24 protein-coding genes are annotated in these 19,652 nt (G+C 46.6%); 20 read left to right on the forward strand and 4 right to left on the reverse strand.

Annotated elements, in window-relative coordinates:
- Positions 1-28 precede the first annotated feature (28 nt).
- On the reverse strand, positions 29-1,027 hold the full coding sequence (gene nagB-II, locus P3339_RS17340; RefSeq protein WP_282951336.1) for a glucosamine-6-phosphate deaminase NagB-II: 999 nt from the start codon (positions 1,025-1,027) through the stop codon (positions 29-31).
- Between the two features lie 58 nt (positions 1,028-1,085).
- Entirely contained in the window at positions 1,086-2,030 is a 945-nt protein-coding gene (nagK, locus tag P3339_RS17345; RefSeq protein WP_282951337.1) for an N-acetylglucosamine kinase, read from the reverse strand.
- Positions 2,031-3,193: 1,163 nt separating this feature from the next.
- Between nagK and P3339_RS17350 the strand changes: the two genes are divergently transcribed.
- The 18 genes from P3339_RS17350 (at position 3,194) to P3339_RS17430 (ending at position 15,755) form a co-directional block, all read left to right on the forward strand.
- The gene (locus P3339_RS17350; RefSeq protein WP_282951338.1) at positions 3,194-3,760 is read left to right on the forward strand and encodes a hypothetical protein; all 567 of its coding nucleotides are present in this window, start codon (positions 3,194-3,196) and stop codon (positions 3,758-3,760) included.
- 545 nt (positions 3,761-4,305) lie between these two features.
- Positions 4,306-4,614, forward strand: coding sequence for a transposase (locus tag P3339_RS17355; protein ID WP_282951339.1), 309 nt, complete (start codon positions 4,306-4,308; stop codon positions 4,612-4,614).
- An 11-nt stretch (positions 4,615-4,625) separates the two neighbouring features.
- Positions 4,626-5,468 carry an IS3 family transposase gene (locus P3339_RS17360; RefSeq protein ID WP_282953616.1) on the forward strand — a complete coding sequence of 281 codons (843 nt, stop codon included), beginning with the start codon at positions 4,626-4,628 and terminating at the stop codon, positions 5,466-5,468.
- A 50-nt stretch (positions 5,469-5,518) separates the two neighbouring features.
- On the forward strand, positions 5,519-5,926 hold the full coding sequence (locus P3339_RS17365; RefSeq protein WP_282951340.1) for a DUF4279 domain-containing protein: 408 nt from the start codon (positions 5,519-5,521) through the stop codon (positions 5,924-5,926).
- 123 nt (positions 5,927-6,049) lie between these two features.
- On the forward strand, positions 6,050-6,424 hold the full coding sequence (locus P3339_RS17370) for a hypothetical protein (RefSeq protein WP_282951341.1): 375 nt from the start codon (positions 6,050-6,052) through the stop codon (positions 6,422-6,424).
- A 100-nt stretch (positions 6,425-6,524) separates the two neighbouring features.
- Positions 6,525-6,866, forward strand: coding sequence for a hypothetical protein (locus tag P3339_RS17375; RefSeq protein WP_282951342.1), 342 nt, complete (start codon positions 6,525-6,527; stop codon positions 6,864-6,866).
- A gap of 453 nt (positions 6,867-7,319) precedes the next feature.
- Positions 7,320-7,646 (forward strand): hypothetical protein, encoded by a 327-nt coding sequence (locus P3339_RS17380; RefSeq protein WP_282951343.1) that lies wholly within the window; start codon positions 7,320-7,322, stop codon positions 7,644-7,646.
- Between the two features lie 61 nt (positions 7,647-7,707).
- Entirely contained in the window at positions 7,708-7,959 is a 252-nt protein-coding gene (locus P3339_RS17385) for a hypothetical protein (protein ID WP_282951344.1), read from the forward strand.
- A gap of 98 nt (positions 7,960-8,057) precedes the next feature.
- Positions 8,058-8,396, forward strand: coding sequence for a hypothetical protein (locus tag P3339_RS17390; protein ID WP_282951345.1), 339 nt, complete (start codon positions 8,058-8,060; stop codon positions 8,394-8,396).
- 38 nt (positions 8,397-8,434) lie between these two features.
- Positions 8,435-8,830, forward strand: coding sequence for a hypothetical protein (locus P3339_RS17395; protein WP_282951346.1), 396 nt, complete (start codon positions 8,435-8,437; stop codon positions 8,828-8,830).
- Positions 8,831-8,942: 112 nt separating this feature from the next.
- Positions 8,943-9,455, forward strand: a complete 513-nt coding sequence (locus tag P3339_RS17400) for an HAD family hydrolase (protein ID WP_282951347.1) — start codon at positions 8,943-8,945, stop codon at positions 9,453-9,455.
- A 74-nt stretch (positions 9,456-9,529) separates the two neighbouring features.
- On the forward strand, positions 9,530-9,883 hold the full coding sequence (locus P3339_RS17405) for a hypothetical protein (RefSeq protein ID WP_282951348.1): 354 nt from the start codon (positions 9,530-9,532) through the stop codon (positions 9,881-9,883).
- Between the two features lie 255 nt (positions 9,884-10,138).
- A complete protein-coding gene (locus tag P3339_RS17410; RefSeq protein ID WP_282951349.1) occupies positions 10,139-10,471 on the forward strand; it encodes a hypothetical protein in 333 nt (110 codons plus the stop codon).
- 708 nt (positions 10,472-11,179) lie between these two features.
- Positions 11,180-11,779, forward strand: a complete 600-nt coding sequence (locus P3339_RS17415) for a hypothetical protein (RefSeq protein WP_020412332.1) — start codon at positions 11,180-11,182, stop codon at positions 11,777-11,779.
- 95 nt (positions 11,780-11,874) lie between these two features.
- Positions 11,875-12,342 carry a GNAT family N-acetyltransferase gene (locus P3339_RS17420; protein ID WP_282951350.1) on the forward strand — a complete coding sequence of 156 codons (468 nt, stop codon included), beginning with the start codon at positions 11,875-11,877 and terminating at the stop codon, positions 12,340-12,342.
- Between the two features lie 1,043 nt (positions 12,343-13,385).
- Positions 13,386-13,697: a hypothetical protein gene (locus tag P3339_RS17425; protein WP_282951351.1), complete on the forward strand. Its 312-nt coding sequence runs from the start codon at positions 13,386-13,388 to the stop codon at positions 13,695-13,697.
- Positions 13,698-13,699: 2 nt separating this feature from the next.
- Positions 13,700-14,065 (forward strand): DUF6629 family protein, encoded by a 366-nt coding sequence (locus P3339_RS23600; RefSeq protein WP_353056936.1) that lies wholly within the window; start codon positions 13,700-13,702, stop codon positions 14,063-14,065.
- A gap of 583 nt (positions 14,066-14,648) precedes the next feature.
- Complete coding sequence (locus P3339_RS17430; RefSeq protein WP_282951352.1) at positions 14,649-15,755, forward strand: ABC transporter ATP-binding protein; 1,107 nt, start codon at positions 14,649-14,651, stop codon at positions 15,753-15,755.
- Between the two features lie 6 nt (positions 15,756-15,761).
- On the opposite strand, the gene P3339_RS17435 is transcribed toward P3339_RS17430, so the two are convergent.
- Positions 15,762-17,447 (reverse strand): ABC transporter permease, encoded by a 1,686-nt coding sequence (locus tag P3339_RS17435; protein WP_282951353.1) that lies wholly within the window; start codon positions 17,445-17,447, stop codon positions 15,762-15,764.
- Positions 17,448-17,568: 121 nt separating this feature from the next.
- Positions 17,569-18,600 (reverse strand): Fe(3+) ABC transporter substrate-binding protein, encoded by a 1,032-nt coding sequence (locus P3339_RS17440; RefSeq protein ID WP_282951354.1) that lies wholly within the window; start codon positions 18,598-18,600, stop codon positions 17,569-17,571.
- A 142-nt stretch (positions 18,601-18,742) separates the two neighbouring features.
- Between P3339_RS17440 and P3339_RS17445 the strand changes: the two genes are divergently transcribed.
- Both P3339_RS17445 and P3339_RS17450 read left to right on the forward strand, forming a co-directional pair.
- The gene (locus tag P3339_RS17445; RefSeq protein ID WP_282951355.1) at positions 18,743-19,174 is read left to right on the forward strand and encodes a hypothetical protein; all 432 of its coding nucleotides are present in this window, start codon (positions 18,743-18,745) and stop codon (positions 19,172-19,174) included.
- A gap of 103 nt (positions 19,175-19,277) precedes the next feature.
- A complete protein-coding gene (locus P3339_RS17450) occupies positions 19,278-19,544 on the forward strand; it encodes a PepSY domain-containing protein (protein ID WP_020412325.1) in 267 nt (88 codons plus the stop codon).
- Positions 19,545-19,652: the final 108 nt, after the last annotated feature.

The following is a 19,652-nucleotide window of genomic DNA, read 5'->3' on the forward strand; positions in this document are numbered from 1 at the left end:
GCGCAACCCCCTGCTCTAGCGGTCAAACTCAGACCGTCTGGGTGACTTTTTTCAGACCTGCCGGCTCGTCCGGGTTAATCCCACGGCTGACAGCGATATGCGCTACATCAATATAGAAACGCTGCAACAGAGGTAGCGGAGCAACGCGTGGATGTATGCCTTTTGAAGGCACATGCAGATTAATCAGGGTGCCACCGCGACGGATAATATCTGCGATTTGTTCGCTATGCGCCTGATAAGATTCATCTTCAATCGGCACATTGATCACGGTCAGCTGCTGCTCAACCAGGGTTACCGGCCCATGTAAGAACTCCGCACTGGAAAAAGGCTCTGCATGGATATTGCAGACTTCCTTCAGCTTCAGCGCCAGCTCGCGGGTAATGCCATAACCCGGTCCACGACCCAACACAACCAGGTTTTTCACCGCAGCGAGATCTTCCGGACGCAGTTGGGTCTCCGCGGAAACCACATCACGTAGCGCCTGCGGCAGTTCAGCAACAGCCTTCAGCATCTCTTCGTCTTGCTTCCAGTTGGCTACCAACTGCAGCACCGCGGATAACGTCGCCAGATAGCTTTTGGTCGCTGCGACCGCTTTTTCCGGCCCGGCTTTCAAAGGCACCATCAAATCGACGATATCTTTGATCGGGGCCGATTCATCATTCACAAAAGCGACGGTATAGGCACCGGCCTCTTTAGCCATCTTCGCCTGAGCCAGGATGTCAGGACTACGGCCCGACTGGGAAATGACGATGACTAAGGAATCTTCCAGCTTGAGCGTGCGCCCATAGACACTGGATACAGAGGGCGCCGCAGCGAAAGTCGGCGTACCCGTCTCGATTTCAATCAGATATTTGGTAAACACGCCCGCATGATCAGAGGACCCACGCCCCACGATCATGACAAATCGCGGCGGTTTGTTGCGCAGGCGTTCACCCAGCTGGGCCATTACCGCAGCATTACTCTGCAGCTGTTCTGCAATACAATCCGGGGCTTCACGGGCCTCGGTTTCCATAATTGTCATCGCCATGACCTGTCTCCCTTAACGGCTCCAGCGGGAAAATTCAATTCCGTACCAATTTTTTCAATTATCCGAACAATGCTTTTTCATCGGAATCGATAGGACCTGCACTGCCACTCGCCGCCTCGGCAACACATTGGCGAGCAAAATAAACACAGCCAAACTCCGGCGGGTCCAGGGCTTCCGCCACACGCTCCACAACATGCGGAGCCATCCACTGCTTCAGACGCGGTGCAACGCCGCCGATCAGGGAAAGCCGTGGAGCATTCATTTCAAATAATTTATCCGCAAGGTCACTGATGTAACTTGCACCATCACGCACGATCGCCAGCGCAACCGGATCACCAGCTTCCGCATATTCCACCACCGGCACTGCAAGGCGCGCATAATGACTGGAGGATTTTCCACCAATGCGCTCAAACACTTGCTGGGCATCGGCACTTTCCAGCGCTGACAGCAATTCATCTTTCAGTCGGGAATCTTCAGCGAGACCATCGAGGGCCAGAAACAAGTACTTGACCGCTTCCATCCCCATCCAGGCACCGCTGCCCTTATCGCCATGGGGAAACCCATGGCCGCCCAAAAGGCGAGCCTCACCACTGACCCAGGCGTAACCGCAAGAACCGGTACCGGCAATAATGACCGCCCCATCACCACCACGATGCGCACCAAGGCAGGCCGAGTGCTGATCAGTGGTGAGGAACATCTGTTTGAAGGGGTGCGCCCAGGCATCCATTTCATTGTAGAGGCTTGGCATATTAACGCCCGCAAGACCAACTCCGGCGACGAGTTCACCGAGCGCTTGGGGCGGAAGGCCTGCATCAGAAAGCGCAAGCGTGGCGGAGCGCACAATCGAATCTATTGTTTGCGCATAACCGTGGAGTGGATTCGCGGGGCCTGATATCCCTGTGCCCAACACCCGATTATCACTGTTGAGGATTGAAGCACGGCACTTACTGCCGCCTCCATCGATACCGATATAAAGAATTTCCCTGTCTCCCAACGCAGCCATCAGAAACGGCCTCTAAGAATTTGTATTGTTATGTACTACATCCGGGCTTCCCAGTCCCCCGGAGGTAACGCCAGAAGAGCAATAAACGCTCCTGCGCTAACTATTTGTAGCCATACTACAAGATTGATGACAGCGTTGTCAGCAATTTTTAAAAATTTCCTGTCTGCATACCGCCGCCCCCAAAGGTCAATTGGAACACCTTACCTGCAGGAAAGTGTTATTCCCTCCTAAGATGGACGCCCGTCACATTCGGCTCCCAAAAGGAGGTCAAGCTACTGTCCCGCTTTGGCAATCTCTCCAACGCAGAGGCAGAACACGTGATCGAATCTGTTCCCCCTACTCCCAGGGGAAATTACCTGCTTATTGGGCCCCAGCAGGCGCGACAAAACCATATTGCTACACGTTATACTAATAAATATGTATAGATATTACGCAGCTTTAACACTTAAACAAATCTAATAAAATTATTTTTGCACCTATATTTTTGGCTATTTACGCTTTGAAAAATTTCAGTCACACATAAAAATGGTCACTTAAATTAGAACCCTTCAGCGTTTCTCACGTTAGAACACAAAAAACAATAGTAGTATTGCTACTTGAAATATTTCCCACGCATCAATAGAAAAGATCTCTCAATAACCTAATTATCTTACAGACTTTTAAAATATTGCTGTGGGATCTTGGTCGGCATTCTATTCATAGCAATAGTGTTATTTTCACCCATTATCTAAGTTAGAAGCCTTCTGGTACGGTAAACACTATTTGAAATAGGCTGCACCAGACTATCGACCAGACACTCTGGTTTAACAGTTAGCTTTGGGCAAATATCAACCGTAGTGACTTGAATTTGTTATTTTTGTATACACCTTATTGACTTTTCATGCTACCCATATCAAAGATCAAGAGCAGACGCACATATCCACAGTAAAAAAATCGCTAACTTATTGTTTTTGAATGATTTACGCCTGTGATCAAATGCAGCAAAATATCAGGATATAATTCAGTCGCGATATATCCACTAGATTAATTTTCCACCAGTGCTGGCTAACATACTGATTTATATGCTTTTTCCGGCTAGAGAAGCCTTCTATTCTTAGGGTATATTGACTGGTGATATAATGCAGCTGCTTTTGAATACACTGTTAAGTGCACAAGAGGTGTGTGTGAAATACCTAGTCGTGTCTTTTATTGTCTTGCTTAGTGGTTGTGTCGTTGTCCACGACAAAACTAATGAGGCAATAGCAGAAGCCTTCATTGGTTCATATTTTGCGCTCGTCAAAGATGGCTACTTGTATGAAGGCCGGTGCGCCGATGTAAATGCGGGTATCCAATCGACAGAATGGTGCACTGCTGTCCAAGCTTTTAACTCTGGGAACGAATATTCAACTACACCTAAAGACTATCAGCAATACCTTGCTTCAAAGGCCTCATGGGATCAAAGGCTATTCACGAAGCTAGCATTCGAGAAGCAACGCACAATCATTAAGGCTATACCCAAGGGCACTGTATTCAAAATGACTAGGTTGGTTCAATATCCTTGGGGGTCCAACGGCTACTATTGGGCTATTCGAGCCGAGATAGTTTCAGGGGATAATAAAGGTTTAGAAATAGAGCTCCCCACTAATTCTGTACTGGCCTTCCCTACATGGCTAAGTACTAGGGGCACAACAAATCCCCCGGAGTTTGATAGTCAATACATGAAAATCTGTGCAAATGAAAAGTGCACTTAACAAACGCAAGCACGAGGAACAATTTTCCGCTCCTTCGTCGCTACAAATTGTCCCGTGTTGCGGGCGTTATGTGTCCTCGGGTTATCGGAGTATCTATGTGGATTAGAGAACTGAGAAGGGCTTTATCTGAGGCTTTCGGTACTAAATGTATCTGTTGTTTTTGCGGTAAATTGATAGAAGATGAACCTGCTGTGACTATCAATTTAGGCCTCGGTGATGAGGAAACACAGCTTATGTATTCTCATGGTGGGTGTATACAGAATAGGCTTCATTCCTCAATTCCGTTTATTCCACCATCGGAACAAGAGGGCTGCTAAGACGCTCCCTTGGGGCCACATAACAAAGCCGGGCAATTTGCTCCGGGCCTGCGGCCCTCCGCGGGACAGCTTACCCTGTGCACCTTTTGCGCAGGTCGCTTTGCTCCCATTTTTGCGCAAAACGCGCACAAGGTAAGCTGCCCCTGCCGGCGGCGTTATGCAAAAGACTTACCCACGTTTAGTAGACACCCTGTATAGTTAGGTTTAGTCCTAACACGGAGGTGTATCATGGGTAAGAAAAGAACTCAGGCGTATACGGAGGAGTTCCGTAGAGAAGCAGTTAAGAGAGCGGAAAAGCCTGGAGCAACAACGGCCTCCGTGGCACGAGAGCTAGGCGTCAGCGCACAGCAGATCTACAACTGGCGTCGTCAATTTAATCGACTGTCTGATAAGCAGTTCAATAGTTTAGGCGGCGTCAACTATTCCAAACAGGAAAGCGCTGAAGTTCGCAAGCTCAAGAAGGAACTGCATGAAGCACGTCAGGAGGTTGAATTTCTAAAAAAGGCAGCTGCGTACTTTGCGAACCACCGAGAGTAAAGTACGCACTGATACAAGAGCATGTAGGGTCATTCCCGGTTAGCTTGATGTGTCGGTGTTTAGAAGTCTCAAGATCGGGTTATTATCGATGGCGAGGGCGGTTGCCACCTCCTCACACGATTAGAAAGATACGAACAATCGATAAAATCCGAGAGACGTTTACTGCGTTTAAAGGTCGTTATGGGGCGCCTAGAATCGCTTGCGAGCTTCGAGAGTTAGGTGAGCCATGTTCACGGAACTACGTCGCTAAGCTTATGCATCAGGAGCATATTAAAGCGAGAAACGGCAAAGGCTTTCGATATAGTCAGCCCGTAGAGGGGAGCATTAATGTCTCCGCCAACTTACTTAAGCGTTGCTTTGATGTGGATCGACCAAATTGCCGCTGGACAAGTGACATTACGTATATCTGGGTTCTGGAGCGGTGGTTGTACCTCGCGGTAGTTATGGATCTGTACTCTCGATGTATTGTAGGTTGGGCATTCGACTCCCAGATGACGGATGAATTGACACGTCGAGCATTGAAAATGGCTCTAGAGCGACGACAAATAAAGCCTGGACTAATAGTTCACTCTGACAGGGGTGTGCAATATCGATCGCAGAAATACCAGGATCTCTTGTCCGAAAGCAAGTGCAAGCCGAGTATGAGTCGCCAGGCTAACTGTTGGGATAATGCGGCAATGGAATCATTCTTTAGCAGATTAAAAGTCGAGCTGGTCTATGCCGGAACATTCGAAAGCGAAGAGCAAGCAAAATCTGAGGTGTTTGAATACATTGAGATTTTCTACAATAGGGTTCGTAGGCACTCTGCATTAGGCTATGTAAGTCCAGCAGAGTATGAGCGAAAATACGCATAGTTAGAGTGTCTACTTTTTGTGGGCAAGACCAGCAAATCTAGAGAATCAGAATGGCTTGTACTGAAACCTACGCTACGTTAAGGATATTTTCAGATGAAATGCACCCTGACGATATCGAAAAGCATATAGGTATCAAATCGACGGATTCGGTCCCTAGAGATCTTAATTCAAAATATAAACCCAGAAGAGAGTTTAATTTTTGGTCTAGAACTACCGAAAATGATTTGAACTCTACAGATAATGTGGAACATTTGGAGTTTTTGCTTTCACTACTCAAAGGTAAAGAAGGCCGCCTTTCACTCCTTCAAGATTCAGGCTGTATGACAGATATATTTTGCCGTTGGGATTCAACTGGACAAGGTGGGCCTAGCCTAAGTGTGGCAATGATGAATGAGCTCGTAAAATTGGGGTTAAGTGTTTCTTGGGATATGTACTTTGACGACGAAGATAATGCATAACAAAGCAAACCAGCATCAGTCGCTGTGTTCCTTGGACAGCCTTGCCGTCGCTTTTTTATGCTTGGCTTCGCCATTTTAGCATAAAAAAATCAACAACAAGTCTGCCGCTGTTTGCGGCGTTATGTGAATTATATTGATATGCTAAAGGAATATCTAAATCTTAGATTGATAGGGGCTTTTTTATTGATTTCAGTATTTGTGGTCATGCATATAGGCTATTACGATACTGTACTATTGATTCCATTTATAATCAGCATCCCGCTTCTTGGATACAAAATGGTCCCAAAAGATAGGGTTGAAACGTGGCCGCACAAGTTATTGTATTTTATATGGGCCAGTTTGGGAATGTTTCTAGGAAGGCATATTGATACCCATGCTTTATCATTCATTAAATCAGTATTTGACGATATTTTTATTGTTTCACTGCTATGTTTAGGCGTGTTCTTAATTTACTATGCTAACACGATTAAAAAATTATCAGAGAAGAACGAGGCATGAAGCACATAACAAGTGGCGGCAATGCGCAGCCTTTGGCTGCCGGACTCAGCACTGTGTGCTTCGCCGCTGCGCCAGACGTTAACTGTTGTAAGAGACAAAAGTGATACCTGATAAATTCGATAGAATTGAAAATCCAGACTGGGAGCCTGATGTTCTTGTGCAGATATGTCTTTCCGGTAAAGATATCATCGTAAAGAATGGATACCGACCTCATTACAGGGTTAAAGCCGACTACCTCACGACTACAATTCATTGGTTTATTGATGCGGGGATTGCGGAACCTAACATGCGCACTCTAGCGTTTGTTAAATTCATCACGCCAGAGGCATACCCAAAATGCCTAGAGACTGGTGCTCATCTGGAGGTTCGAGAAGGCTCAAGAGTAGTTGGCCATGCTGAGATACAGGAAATATATAATGAGCAATTACGCAAAGGCAGCTAACAATTACAGGCACGTTGCTACGGCCCTTCGGTCCTTCGCGGGACGGCCTACGTTGCGCTCTGGCCGCCCGTGCTGTGGTCGTTAAGTTTGCGGTCGAGTGATTGCGAAAAATCAAAAAGGATAACGCATTGAAGTTGATAAAAAGGTGGGTGCTGACACTGCTATGTTTCTTTGCTGCAATTGCATGCTATGTATTTGGTATTCCGGCAGGCGGCGCAATTTTCCTGGTTCTAGGTATAATTTTTGAAGGCATATTTTGGATGCGGCTTTTTAAGCGTAAATCTCACTAAGTATAGAGCTGCTTATAATGGGCACCGTGCCAATCAAACTTAACCAGGCGCTGTACCGGGCGGTCAATGCTATGCACCTTTGTGCTGGTTACTTCGCTCCCATTTTCGCGCAAGACGCGCATAAGGTAAGCCGCCCCTGCTGTGGGCGTTAAATTCTTGAGTCATGCAGAAAGATATCGCGTATAGAGAAAAAGAATTCATGGTCTTACTCGAAGAAGAGTATGGCTATAAGCATTGGTTCTGGTTTCCTCAAATGACACCATTTGAATTGGAAGCATGGTGGAAAAAACTAGATACAGTAGATCCCTATTTTATGACTCCTGAACCATTACCGGGTGATGTCATATTCGCAGAGGACATGGAACACTGGTATTCATTGCAAGAAAAAGGAAAGCACTATCAAGCGCACATACACTGTGACGACGATAGCTGGCTAATGAGATCGTTAGAAAAGTATGTTTATCATATGGGCTATGAAGGCGAAAAATAACGAACTTAACAAGCGCAGGAAATCGGACAGGCTAAAGTGTCTATGCACCCAGAACTGAGAGATGCTCTTCAAAAAATTAGCTACGGCAATTGGTTATGTATTTTTGCCGATAGCAATACCGGTTTTGGCTGTAATATATAAGTCTTGGCTGGTACTCATAGCCGGACTATTTTTATATGGCATATCTATTTATGCCATCGCTAAATATTCAGCCAGAGCCAGTAATAAGAAGGGCTTTAGCATTAAACAAGTAGCTTTTAGTTGTTTAGTTATTGTCGGCATAGCCCTGGCAAATTACTACTACAACACTTAACAAGTTGCTGTAGTATGTTGCGGCCAAAAAGACGGGCCTCCACGGGACGCGCAAAAAGTGCGCGCCCCTAAGCAAGGCGTTAGCTTTACGAGTAGCCAATGAAGCATTGCATCATAGAAAGGGATGGGGGAAGGATATCGGTTGATGAATGGCGTGAAGTTGCGAGTGGAGAGCCGAACTTTCTAGTCACCGATAAACTGATTCAGCAAAACCCATTTACAAAAGAGTTTCTAGAAATTGAGATTCCGGGATCTGGTTACTGGGTTCCAAGCTCTATGAACTTAGAGCGATTTCCTTACGACGGGAAAGTTTGCTTTCATTTTACTGAGCATGGGGTTCGTTTTATTCAGTATGAAAATCCCTTTGACTCTGTGCTCACTGGTATTGCTAGGAAGCTAGGTGCGCGAGTTAAGCTCAAGAGCGTAGATCAAAGTTAACAATCACAGGCAGCGAGGCTTGGCGTTAGGCATAAATCATGGACCCATACAAAATTCCAGAATCAGATTTAAGTACAGATACGAAAGTGATGCCAAAAACAATATATTTTGCATTTGGGTTTATTGTGCTTAGCTTTATGATCTTTCTAATTGAAGAGCTGACCTATGCCTCGGAAGAAGGGCCCTACGATATATATAACTATCTATTTATCCCGGTTTGGGCCGGAATTCTATATTGGGTTTCAAGCTCAATCCGAACTAGAAGTGATAATCCAAAGAATACATTTCTAATTCTGGCATTATTGGTTGCAGGTATGAGTATTTATACCCCTTTAGAGGAGTATTCTATATACACGGGTATAGGGGAGGCAGTGTGTTTTCTTTTCGTGTTTCTACTGCTAAATGCAAAAGAGTCAAAGGAATGGTTTTCTTAAATGCCTAACAATACAATCAACGCCCGGCCGCAAGTGGCCTCGGACCTCAGTTCCGGCGCTTCACGCCGGCACTGCGGCCCATTATCGTAGGCGTTATATTTATTAGGGCACTATGAGCAGGCAACTAGTTGTTCTTGACTTGGATGAAACACTAATTCACTCATGCCATGAATGGATTGGTAAGAAACCAAGTTTTTCTATATCAAATGCGATGGTGCATATAAGGCCCGGAGCCGAGAGACTCCTTGCAGAATTGTCCGAGCATTTCGCTTTAGCAGTTTGGACAGCGTCTTATGGCCTGTATACTCAGTATATCGTTAAAAGACTTTTTGGTGGTGTAGATAACCTAGAGTTTCTTTTGACTAGGGAAGATTGCGCTCAAATAACTGAAAATAACGGTTATGATGCGTTTGTCAAAGATACAAGAAAAATCGTTGAGCTAGGTTGGAGCTACGAAAATTTTATAGTCATTGATGATAAGCTACATCTGGTGAAGTCTGAATACAATAATGTGATTGAAGTTAAACCATACTACGGCAGTACCATTGATGAAGAGCTTTTCACTTTGGCAGATCAAATTGTGTCGCTAAAGGGTAGCAACCTGAAGAATGCAGCGAAAATATAACAAACGCGTGCATTTGATCTCCGCTGCGCTGCGGCAAATGACGCGGGCGTTATGTTTACTAAGAACTATTTTTTATGCATCAAAAATTAGTTTTACTATTGCCTGCGTTGCTGGCAGGTTGCATCACCTCCATGAATATGGGCGAGGCCCCTGAAGCAATGCATTTAATGGGGCAGTGCTTCGAATTCAAGAAGAATGCATTCATTTACGAAGGGCGATGTGCTGACTTAACTGGATTTAATGAAAATAGCGAACTATGTAATAGTGTGCAGGCAGTAGGACAAGGTGGATTTCCGTCTAGCTGGACTGTTTATCTTGAAAATCGTGAAGCATTTGATGAAAAAAATTCGATAAGCTCCTATTTGAAAAACAGAGGACTATGCTATTTGAGGTTCCGTCAGGCACTCAGATTACCATCTCAAGGGTAGTTCACCATGGGTGGGGAACAATTGGGAGATATTGGGCTGTTCGGGGGAGCATAACCTCAGGTGGTACGGAAATGGAAATCGAACTACCATCTTTCCCCCTAGTCCACCCCAGCCCTTACTGGATAAATGGAAAAGAAGAAAATGTCCCAAAACCTGACGCTAAGTACCTAGTACCGTGCCAACCATAAACATAACAATTGCGCAAGCGGGACAAGGTGCTGCGCCCTTCGCCCCTCCGCAAGGCGTTAGGTGATTATGAGTACAGAAGGAATAGCCTTAGTCAGCTACGTATTATTCTTGCTATCCAGTGTCGCTGGGTTAGGATTTGGAATCGCTGGTTTTTTCTATATCTTTGAAGCGAACAAGAACATGAGGGAAAATCGAAAATGGCGAGCGGCGCTCCCATTTGCGGTCTTCATGCCTTCTTTGTTTACTGATCTAGGTAACAAAAATAGAGTAAATGCCCTTAGATGTATCGGCTGCTTTCTAGTGTGCGTAGCAATTGCAGGTGCAGCGGGTGTATGGAATCACTATTTATCGGCAAGTGAAAGTGGTACGCAAAGCTCTGCGCAAGCATCAATCACCTAACAAATGCAAGCAGGGTGCTCCGGCCCTTCGCCTTCGGGCCTGCGCGGGACGGTCTACACTACGTTTCTGCCGCTCCTGCTGTGGGCGTTATTGATAAGAGCATGGTAGCTATAAGTGTTTAAATGGCGAGAAAAGCAGTAAAGGGGTTGGAAGAGGAAAATTCACAAGGAATTTTACTCTTTTGTATGGCACTTTTATGTTTATTTACATGCCTCTCTATTCTCATATAGATAGACGGGTTTCAGAGTACCGTCTCTAGCAGAAATCTAGATGGTGAGAAGCATCATCGTCAATGCTATTCGGGCTCAAAGCCCACATGACTGTTCGAATTATGCCTAGTGAGTGCCTGTCACGTTCCTACTTGCTATCGGTCTTTATGAACCGGCTCTGCAACGAACTGTGGTAAACAAAGCCTTCGGTAGCTGCCGAAGGTGGATCTCAATTTACCCATTAGAGAAAAAGATTTTCAACATCAGAATCGGGCAAGAACAACCAAACAAGGGCAGACAACGGATTTCCGGTAACTGTCACCTTTTTTGCTGAGCATAAAAAAGCGCCAGTTACTTCCGGTGGGTGATGGCGGCGTGAGACGGAACCTGATGAATTGGACTAATCGGCCACCAGCTAATAACTTTAGACGGATTGTATTGGAACGATAGTTACACCTAAAAGCAAAAGTCGGGCATAGAAAATACAAGGCATGTAATTATGAATTTTACTAATAAACAAACTGTCCAAATCACATCATATCTGCTGTTGGTACTGGCGCTTACGCAGACAGTTTATACTGCTCTCTACATTGCTGAGATTAACGCCCCGCGGCAAATTCTCTGGGGGCTCGAAGCCTTACTCTTCACTATTCTCTCAGCATTTGCCGGAGCCGCAATGGTGCAAGCTAGTAACTATCAAGTTGGATGGTCCGCCATTGCGTTCAGCGCAGTACTGAATGTAGTCCAGGTTAGCATTGGTCTTACCATGTTCGGACCATTTCGCGAAGCCGCTAGTCAACTTGACGTGCTTGGAACTACGGCAGGAGCAGTTGTAGCCTTGTCCTTCATGATCTATTACGCAGCAAAGCTCTTGTTAGGCTTTGCTGCACTCATTTTTGGAATAGCCAAAATGCATGGGAATAGCAAGGCATTGGGAGGTGTGACTGCATTAGTTGGCGCTGTTGCCATATTCGCTAATGCAATTTTGATTGCGTTTGGACGAGATGCCTTTTTGCCCTCTGCTATTGCTGGAGGATCTGGCGTTATTGCAACCTTGCTTTTAGCGCTCTGTCTGATTAACTTTGTCCGCGAAAACTAATGTGCGATATTTACTCTAACAAGTTTAGGCAACGGATCAAAAATCCTGGCGCCTTTTCGGCCCGCTGCTAAAGGCGTTAAACTGAAGGGAAAAGTATGATACCAATAATAGAGACCGAAAGGCTCAGATTAGTTCCGCCAAGCGAAGAGTGCTTTGAAGTATATGAGGAATTTTATACAGATAAAGAAGCATCAAAAATGTATGGCGGGCCTATTAAAAAAGAACAAGTTTGGTCTAGATTGAAAGCCGATCTAGGATCATGGCATTTACTTGGCTTTGGTGTTTGGGCCATCCAATTAAAATCAGATAATAGCTATATTGGAACGTGTGGTTTTTGGCAGGGTAAAGACTGGCCTAGAGAACTTACTTGGTGGGTAACACCTGAAGGGCGAGGAAAAGGTATAGCTACAGAAGCATCTAATGCAGCTTTGTTGCACGCTTATAATGAGTTCAAATGGAATATAGTAGAAACCTATATGGATGATGAGAATATTGCTGCACGTGCCCTAGTAGAAAGGCTAGGTGGAAAAAAACTAGGCGGGTACAGTTTAATGACGGTTTGAGTAGAGATATCTACGCATTACCTAAACCAGCCTAAAAAACCAATTAATCCGATCTCTATACGCTACGCCTCTTTTTTCACCTTATTAGAGTGTTGAAAGTCATCTATAAATAACCTAAATATCAAGATGACTTTTCTAATTTTATTGTTGTCAGCTATTTCCGTGGCATGCAACTAAGTTACTTGGGGTTACCAAAGTACAAAACGAGGCCATTTTGAACGCTCTAGTCGTTCGAGTATGACCAGTAATCCGGGAAAACTGTGACTCGAATGGCAGTGAGTGTCCGCCTTTACCACAACATCCAAAATGAGCCGTAAATTCACGATCATAAAAGTGTGACAAGGACGCCCAGGTTTATGGGGTTATCAACTTTGACTGCCGGTTCTTGTTTACCGCGGGTAGGTTTAACCGTGGTATCCACGTCTAAAATCCAAATTGTCGTTGATAGGAGACGATAACTCTCAAGTAAATGTTGCTACAACAAATCTTTAGCGAGCTTTTCTGCCAGTTTGAGCAAGACGCGACGGACTGAGCCATAGCTAACCACATTAGTCATACTCAATAGCTCCGTTGTCGCGGGATCAGTGGCGATCCAAGCTAAACGCGCGTAACGTGTTTGACCAGATAGTACCGACATACCCCAAATACATTTAATTTAGTGGGAGCATTATTACCTTAATATGCAACAGGCGATCCTCAATTCAAGGGTCAAAACGGTGGCCAGCGTTTATAACTGAATAAAGAACGACTACTGACCGAGCGGCATCGCATTGGCTTGTTGCCCTCATGCGACATAGACTTTGTCTGTATAAGTATCGATTTCCGTGGGCAATTTTGATGCATCTTTGTTGATGTTTTCAGATTCACTCACTGGAAGAATTGAAAGCACTGAACTTGATATAGTCTTCACAGATCAACTCCAAAGTTTAGTACAAATTAGCGAAGTTATACTGATTTTCCAGGTTAAGGCTATTGTTATGTTGTACATTAAGTCATAAGACCCTGGCTTAAAATACATTATTCTACATATAGAGAATATCCTTATGTGTTTTTCAGCCACAGCATCATTCGGATCAGCAGCGCTGCTTCTTGTCGGCGGGACTTTGTGTATAAGACACGCTATAAAAAATGATAAAACCTATTTGTTGCTCGCGATTACCCCTATTCTTTTTGCGCTACAACAAGTGAGTGAAGGCGTGGTATGGATTGGACACAACGGAAACTTAACCTCACTGACAACAGCATCTTCTATTTTCTTTTTATTTTTTGCTCTACTTTTTTGGCTTGCCTGGATACCAATCGTAGCCTTTAGCCTTGAAACAAAAAGATGGAAAAGGATTTTTTTATTATATTAATTATGATAGGTTTTATTTTTGGCTTATACCTTTGGATACCTGTCCTATTAGAAACAGGGCCAAGACACTTAATAAAAACGAGTGTATGTGGGCATAGCCTATGTTATATCATGTCCGATGACAGCTTATTCTCCATTACAGCAGGACATATTATTTATTCTTCACTTGGTTTCTTATTTCTATTATCGAGCAATCGAATTTTTAGAAAGTTTTGGGCACTTGTCATGCTACTCGGTGTTATCGTCTACTTTACTCAGCGTGAAACATGGGTATCAACCTGGTGTTTCTTTGCTGCAATATCGACCTTATGGATTTACTTTCTATTAATAAATGATCATAAAGCAAAGATTAAAAAACAAGCTTCATGACTATAGTGGCAAAGTTAATTTGGCCACAGCGCTAAAGGTAGAACTTACCCACGTTTAGTAGATACCTTGTATAGTTAGGTTTCGGCCTAATACGGAAGTGTGGCATAGACCAGAGGAAAACTCAGGCGTATACAGAGCTTTGATTAGCCTCTTCAAAAAGTTTTACTCCAGTTTTCCTCACTTCAAAAGCGAATTCCAATCATCACATCGACCTCAGTATTGATGAGCGTCCAGTGAAGATATCCCTCCCTGAAAAATTCAATGTAAGTGATGTATTATTATCTCCGCTCGAAATCACTTGTAGCCCAATACACGACTAAATACCTAGGCTGATGGTATAATCTGAATTGGACCAGCTTATTTTACAATTAGATGTCGATACTATTCAGCTGATCACTATGATTATGGAGTAGGCGAAATCTCAATATCCTTGAGAATGGATATATTAGCGTATGAGGTTTATGTTGAGTGTTTAAACAACCTGCCTGCTTAAAAAACACCCAACTCTACTCCGATCAAAAGAAGCGTCCGCTGTACAGCTAAAAGCATGCTTCACACTAGACTGGTTGGTTTAGTGGTAAGTATGATCAGCAACTACACTCGAAAGCTGCCCGAAGTGTTTAAAAGCCAAACTACCGGAAAACCTGTGCACCCCATACTCTCTATAGAAAACCTGCAGTGCTGCTACGGCGAGCAGGTGGTTATCGAATCAGTCTCGTTTGCTTTGCAGGCAGGGGAAATTGCCTGTTTATTGGGCCCCAGCGGCTGTGGCAAAACGACGCTGCTGCACGCCATTGCAGGTTTTCAGCCGGTTACTGAAGGGAGAATCCAGCTCTCAAAGGAGGTGATTTCCTCCCCTGAGATACAGGTTCCAGCAGAGCAGCGGAAAATAGGGGTGGTATTTCAGGACTACGCCCTCTTCCCACATCTTACCGTTGAGCAGAATATTGCCTTCGGTATCCAGTCGATGCCAAAAAACAAGCGGCAATCCCGTACTCAGTCGTTACTACGGTTAGTGCGCCTCGAAGGCTTCGGGCAACAGTACCCGCACCAACTATCCGGCGGACAGCAGCAGCGTGTCGCTCTGGCTCGAGCGCTGGCACCACGCCCCAAGTTGTTGCTTCTGGATGAACCCTTCTCCAATCTGGATACCGAGTTGCGCCGAAGTCTCGCCGCCGAAGTCCGCCATATACTACGTGAGGAAAAAATCCCCGCGATTATTGTTACCCACGACCGCCACGAGGCCTTTATTGCTGGAGACAAGCTGGGAGTACTCAACCAAGGTCAATTACAGCAGTGGGACAGCCCACAGGATACTTATCAGAAGCCGAGGAATTTGGCGGTTGCGAGAATCGTCAGTGAAGGAAATATCATTTCCGGTACTGTTGTGGGCAATGACCTGATCAGCACCCCTCTGGGGGAAGTAAAGGTGCCGACAGCTGCGTACGAAAGTGGAGATCAGCTCGAGCTGTTTGTGCGCAGTGAGGATATTGCCGCAGGCGAACATCCCGGTGCTGTGATGGCTCAGGTTTTGGAAAAGAATTTTCTCGGTAACCAGGTAAGCTATCGCTTCCAGCTGGCCGCAGGGGATACTATCGAGGCCGCTTTGAAGGCAGATATTCAAGCGGCACCGGGCGATAAACTTCCCCTGCACCTCTCCTCTGCACTGGTGTTTGACCAAGCCCAATAGAAGCTATCAGGACAAGGCGGGCGTTTCAGAGCTCGCCAGGGCTGTGCGCTCCTCACCTCTACGCCAACCAATGGAACGACTCAGCATAATCACCGGAATTAATCCCACCAGGACAATCAATAAAGCCCCCATGGCCGAGCGTTCCAACATCTCATCGGAAGCAAATTGATAAACATAGGTCGCCAGGGTGTCAAAGCCGAAGGGGCGCAGTAGCAAAGTCGCCGGCAGTTCTTTCATACAATCCACAAAGACCACCAAGCCGCCTGTGAGAAGGCCTGTACGCACCAAAGGTAAATGCACGGCCCACAGGGTTTGCCAGCTATTACGCCCCAAAGAGCGGGCAGCCCTATCCATTGATGGGGTTACCTTCTCCAGACTGGATTCTATGGCCCCCGTGGATACGGCCAGGAAGCGCACCGTGTAGGCAAAAATAATGGCAAAAATACTACCGCTTAACAGTAGCCCTATGGAGATATCGAAGTGCTCACGTAAAAAAGCGTCGACGGCATTATCAAATGCAGCCAGTGGAATCAGGACACCAATCGCCAATACCGCCCCTGGCATTGCATAACCCAGCTTGGAAAAGCCGACTAAAAGCTTCACGGGCCCTTTGGGTTGCAACCGCTTACCGTAAGCCAACAGCAAGCCCAGCAATACAGAGACCAATGCGGCTGCGATAGACAGTAACAAGCTATTGCTGGCGATCTGTATAAAATCTTCGCTCCAATAGCTGGAGAAGTTACTAAGTGCGTATCCTCCCAAAACCAGCAGGGGAATAATAAAACCCGCCACCAGCAGTAACCCGCAGAACAACAGGGCTACGCCGGCTCGCCAACCGCGCAATACATAGCGTTCACGTTGGGAATTTGGTGACTGTACAAAGTGCTTCTGTCTCGCCCGCCCCATTCGCTCCAGCGTAATTAACAGAACAACAAAAATCAGAGTGCTACAGGCAATTTGTGCTGCGCCCCCTAAATTTCCGTGGCTCAGCCAGGTATCGTAAATCCCGACACTCAAGGTGCGCACGGCAAAGAAGTCGACAGTGCCGAAGTCATTCAGGGTTTCCATCAACACCAGTGATAAACCCACTGCAATTGCCGGGCGTGCCATTGGCAGGGATACTCTCAGAAAGCTCTGCCAGGGCGTACAGCCCAATGACCGGCTCGCGGCCCGAATACTGCCGCACTGCTCGATAAATGCCGCGCGCGCGAGCATATACACATAGGGGAAGAGCACCAGTGACAGCATGGCAATCGCCCCACCCATGCTGCGGATTTCGGGGAACCAGTAATCCCTGGCCGTCTGCCAGCCAAACCAGGCGCGCAAGGACTTTTGCACAGGGCCCGCATACTCCAGCAAATCCGTATAGACATAGGCAATGACATAGGCGGGAACAGCAAACGGCAGTAACAGTCCCCATTCGAACAAACGGCGTCCGGGGAACTGGCACATGCTCACCAGCCAGGCACTGCCCACGCCCGCCATCAGCGTTACCAAACCGACACCACCAGCCAGAATCAATGTGGAGGACACATAGTGGAGCAGCACCGTGTCTAACAGGTGCGGCCAGATATTCTCTTCAGGGAAAAATGCCAACCAAAAGATGGATAACACTGGCAGGGCCACTAGTAGGGAAATAGTAGCTATCAGTAGCAGCCAGCGGGAAGCTGATAAATTCGCTCGGTTTAGCATGGATTAAGGAATCAAAAGCTCATTATAAAAGAACGGCCCTGGTCTCTCGACAGGGCCGTTCGAATAAGGCTGAGATAGTGCTGCCAATATGCCAGGCAGCAATTCCCATTAGTTGACCATTCTAAAAGTCAAAGCGCACTTCATCAACCATACGGGAAGCCGCCGGAACGTAGGAACCGATTTCCGTTAGGCTCAGATCGTCTTCCTTGAATTCACCCATATATTCCTTAATCAACCCAGACCGGGCAGTGCCGGGGCGCACCGGGAACTCAAAGTTTTTCTCAGCGTAAGTGTATTGAGCATCGGCGCCACTGAGGAATTCCAGCAGCTTAACGGCATTTTCACGGTTGGGGGCATGCTTGGTCAGCGCCGCACCGGAAATAAACATATGGGTGCCGCGATCCTTCTGGTTAGGGAAGACCAGGTTGACTGACTTGGCCCAATCAACCTGCTCCGGCTGCTCCTTATTGGTAATCATTTTGCCGAAGTAGTAGCTATTACCCAGGGAAAGGTCGCAGACACCCTCGCTGATCGCTTTTACCTGAGCCCGGTCATTGCCTTGGGGCTTACGTGCCAGGTTCGCTTTCACGCCTTGCAGCCACTGCTTGGTTTCTGCTTCACCGTGATGGGCGATCATGGAGGCGATCAGGGACAGGGTATAGGGGTGCTTGCCGCTGCGAGTACAGATTCGCCCCCTCCATTTAGGGTCTACCAGCTCTTCATAGCGAGTAATTTCACCGGGCTTAACGCGGTCTTTGGAAGCGTAAATCAAACGCGCCCGGGTGGTCAGGCCGAACCAGTTGCCGGCCTCATCGCGGAATTGTGCCGGGATATTGTCTTTCAGGACTTCACTGTTTACTGGTTGGGTCAACTGCTTGTTAAGCAGGTCCATCAGGCTACTGGTATTGGAGGTGAGCACCAGATCGGCGGGGCTGTTGCGCCCTTCCCTTTGCAGTCGCTCGTTCAAGCCTTTGCTCGCGTAGACCACTTTGGTCTCAATACCGGTTTTCTCGGTGAATTCTTCCAGTATCGGCTCAATCAGAAAGGGCTGGCGGTAAGAGTAAATATTGACTTGCTCAGCGGCATTGGCACCAAAGGCACCAATCAAACCAATAGTTGCAATCGCTTTTTGAAATAGAGATCTGGTAAACATGGGAGTCCTATCACCCTCGGGATAACTTGAGAAGCATTCTCATTTGGATGAATGTTAATGTCAACCTGGAACCTCTGTAACCGGCAAAGTCGCAAAATCCCTCCTATGCTTAGGAGCAAATCAGTCACCCTTTTGAGTTTTCATGGTCCGCTTTGCTCCCCTACTCGTCTTGATGCTTGTCATTCACGGCTGTGAGCGTCAGTCCGATAGTCACAGATCTCCCGAGCCCGACACCCCTGCCTCTGACGGGACTGTCAGAGAAGCCATGAAAGAGCCTGTCGCACCGCCCACGCCTATAGGGAACACTCCAGCACCACCAACAGAACACAGTATGAACGCAAGGGATTGCACCCCAGAGTGGTTCGCTTGGGCGCAGCAACAAATCATCTCCAGACAAAGTGCCCATATAGCAAAACTATACCCATCCGGCCTGCCTCCAGTTGGCAGTAAAGAATGGTTTACTGCAGTAACCATATTGACAGGTGGCAGCTTTCCCGGAATAGAACCGGGAAGTCCCGAGTGGTGTGAGCAGATCCAAAAGCGCCTTACTCAAGGAGGTAGCCAGGGCCCATAAAGAGCCAGAAAACCGCTTCTACCGCCGTTCCTCTGGGGAGAGGAGCGGGGTCAATTTATTCCGCTAATAGCGGTCAATCAACTACAAGCGAGGTAGTACAACCATGAAGACCACCTACCAGCTATTACTAGCGAGTATCGCTGCGGTCGCTCTCCATCCCGCTCTTGCCGATGAGAAACCCCCTCCTGGTGCTATGGCTCTATCCACTGTTCTGACAAAACTCGAACAACAAGGCTTTACTCCCATTGTCGAAGTAGACTTGGACAATGGGCGCTGGAAAATTGAGGCCTATAAAGGAGACCAGAAACACGACTTGGAAGTAGATCCTAATTCTGCAGAAGTTTTGTCTGACAAACCTGACAACAGTTAAGCGGTCGCCTTTACAAAGAAGTGCTGACCCTCGAATTACGAGGATCCTACTTAACGCCCCGCACACATTTATTGTGACGGGGCCAGACCCTTAGCACTTCCACCCTCA

The sequence above is a fragment of the Microbulbifer sp. MLAF003 genome, from assembly GCF_030012965.1.
In the GTDB taxonomy this organism is placed as follows: domain Bacteria; phylum Pseudomonadota; class Gammaproteobacteria; order Pseudomonadales; family Cellvibrionaceae; genus Microbulbifer; species Microbulbifer variabilis.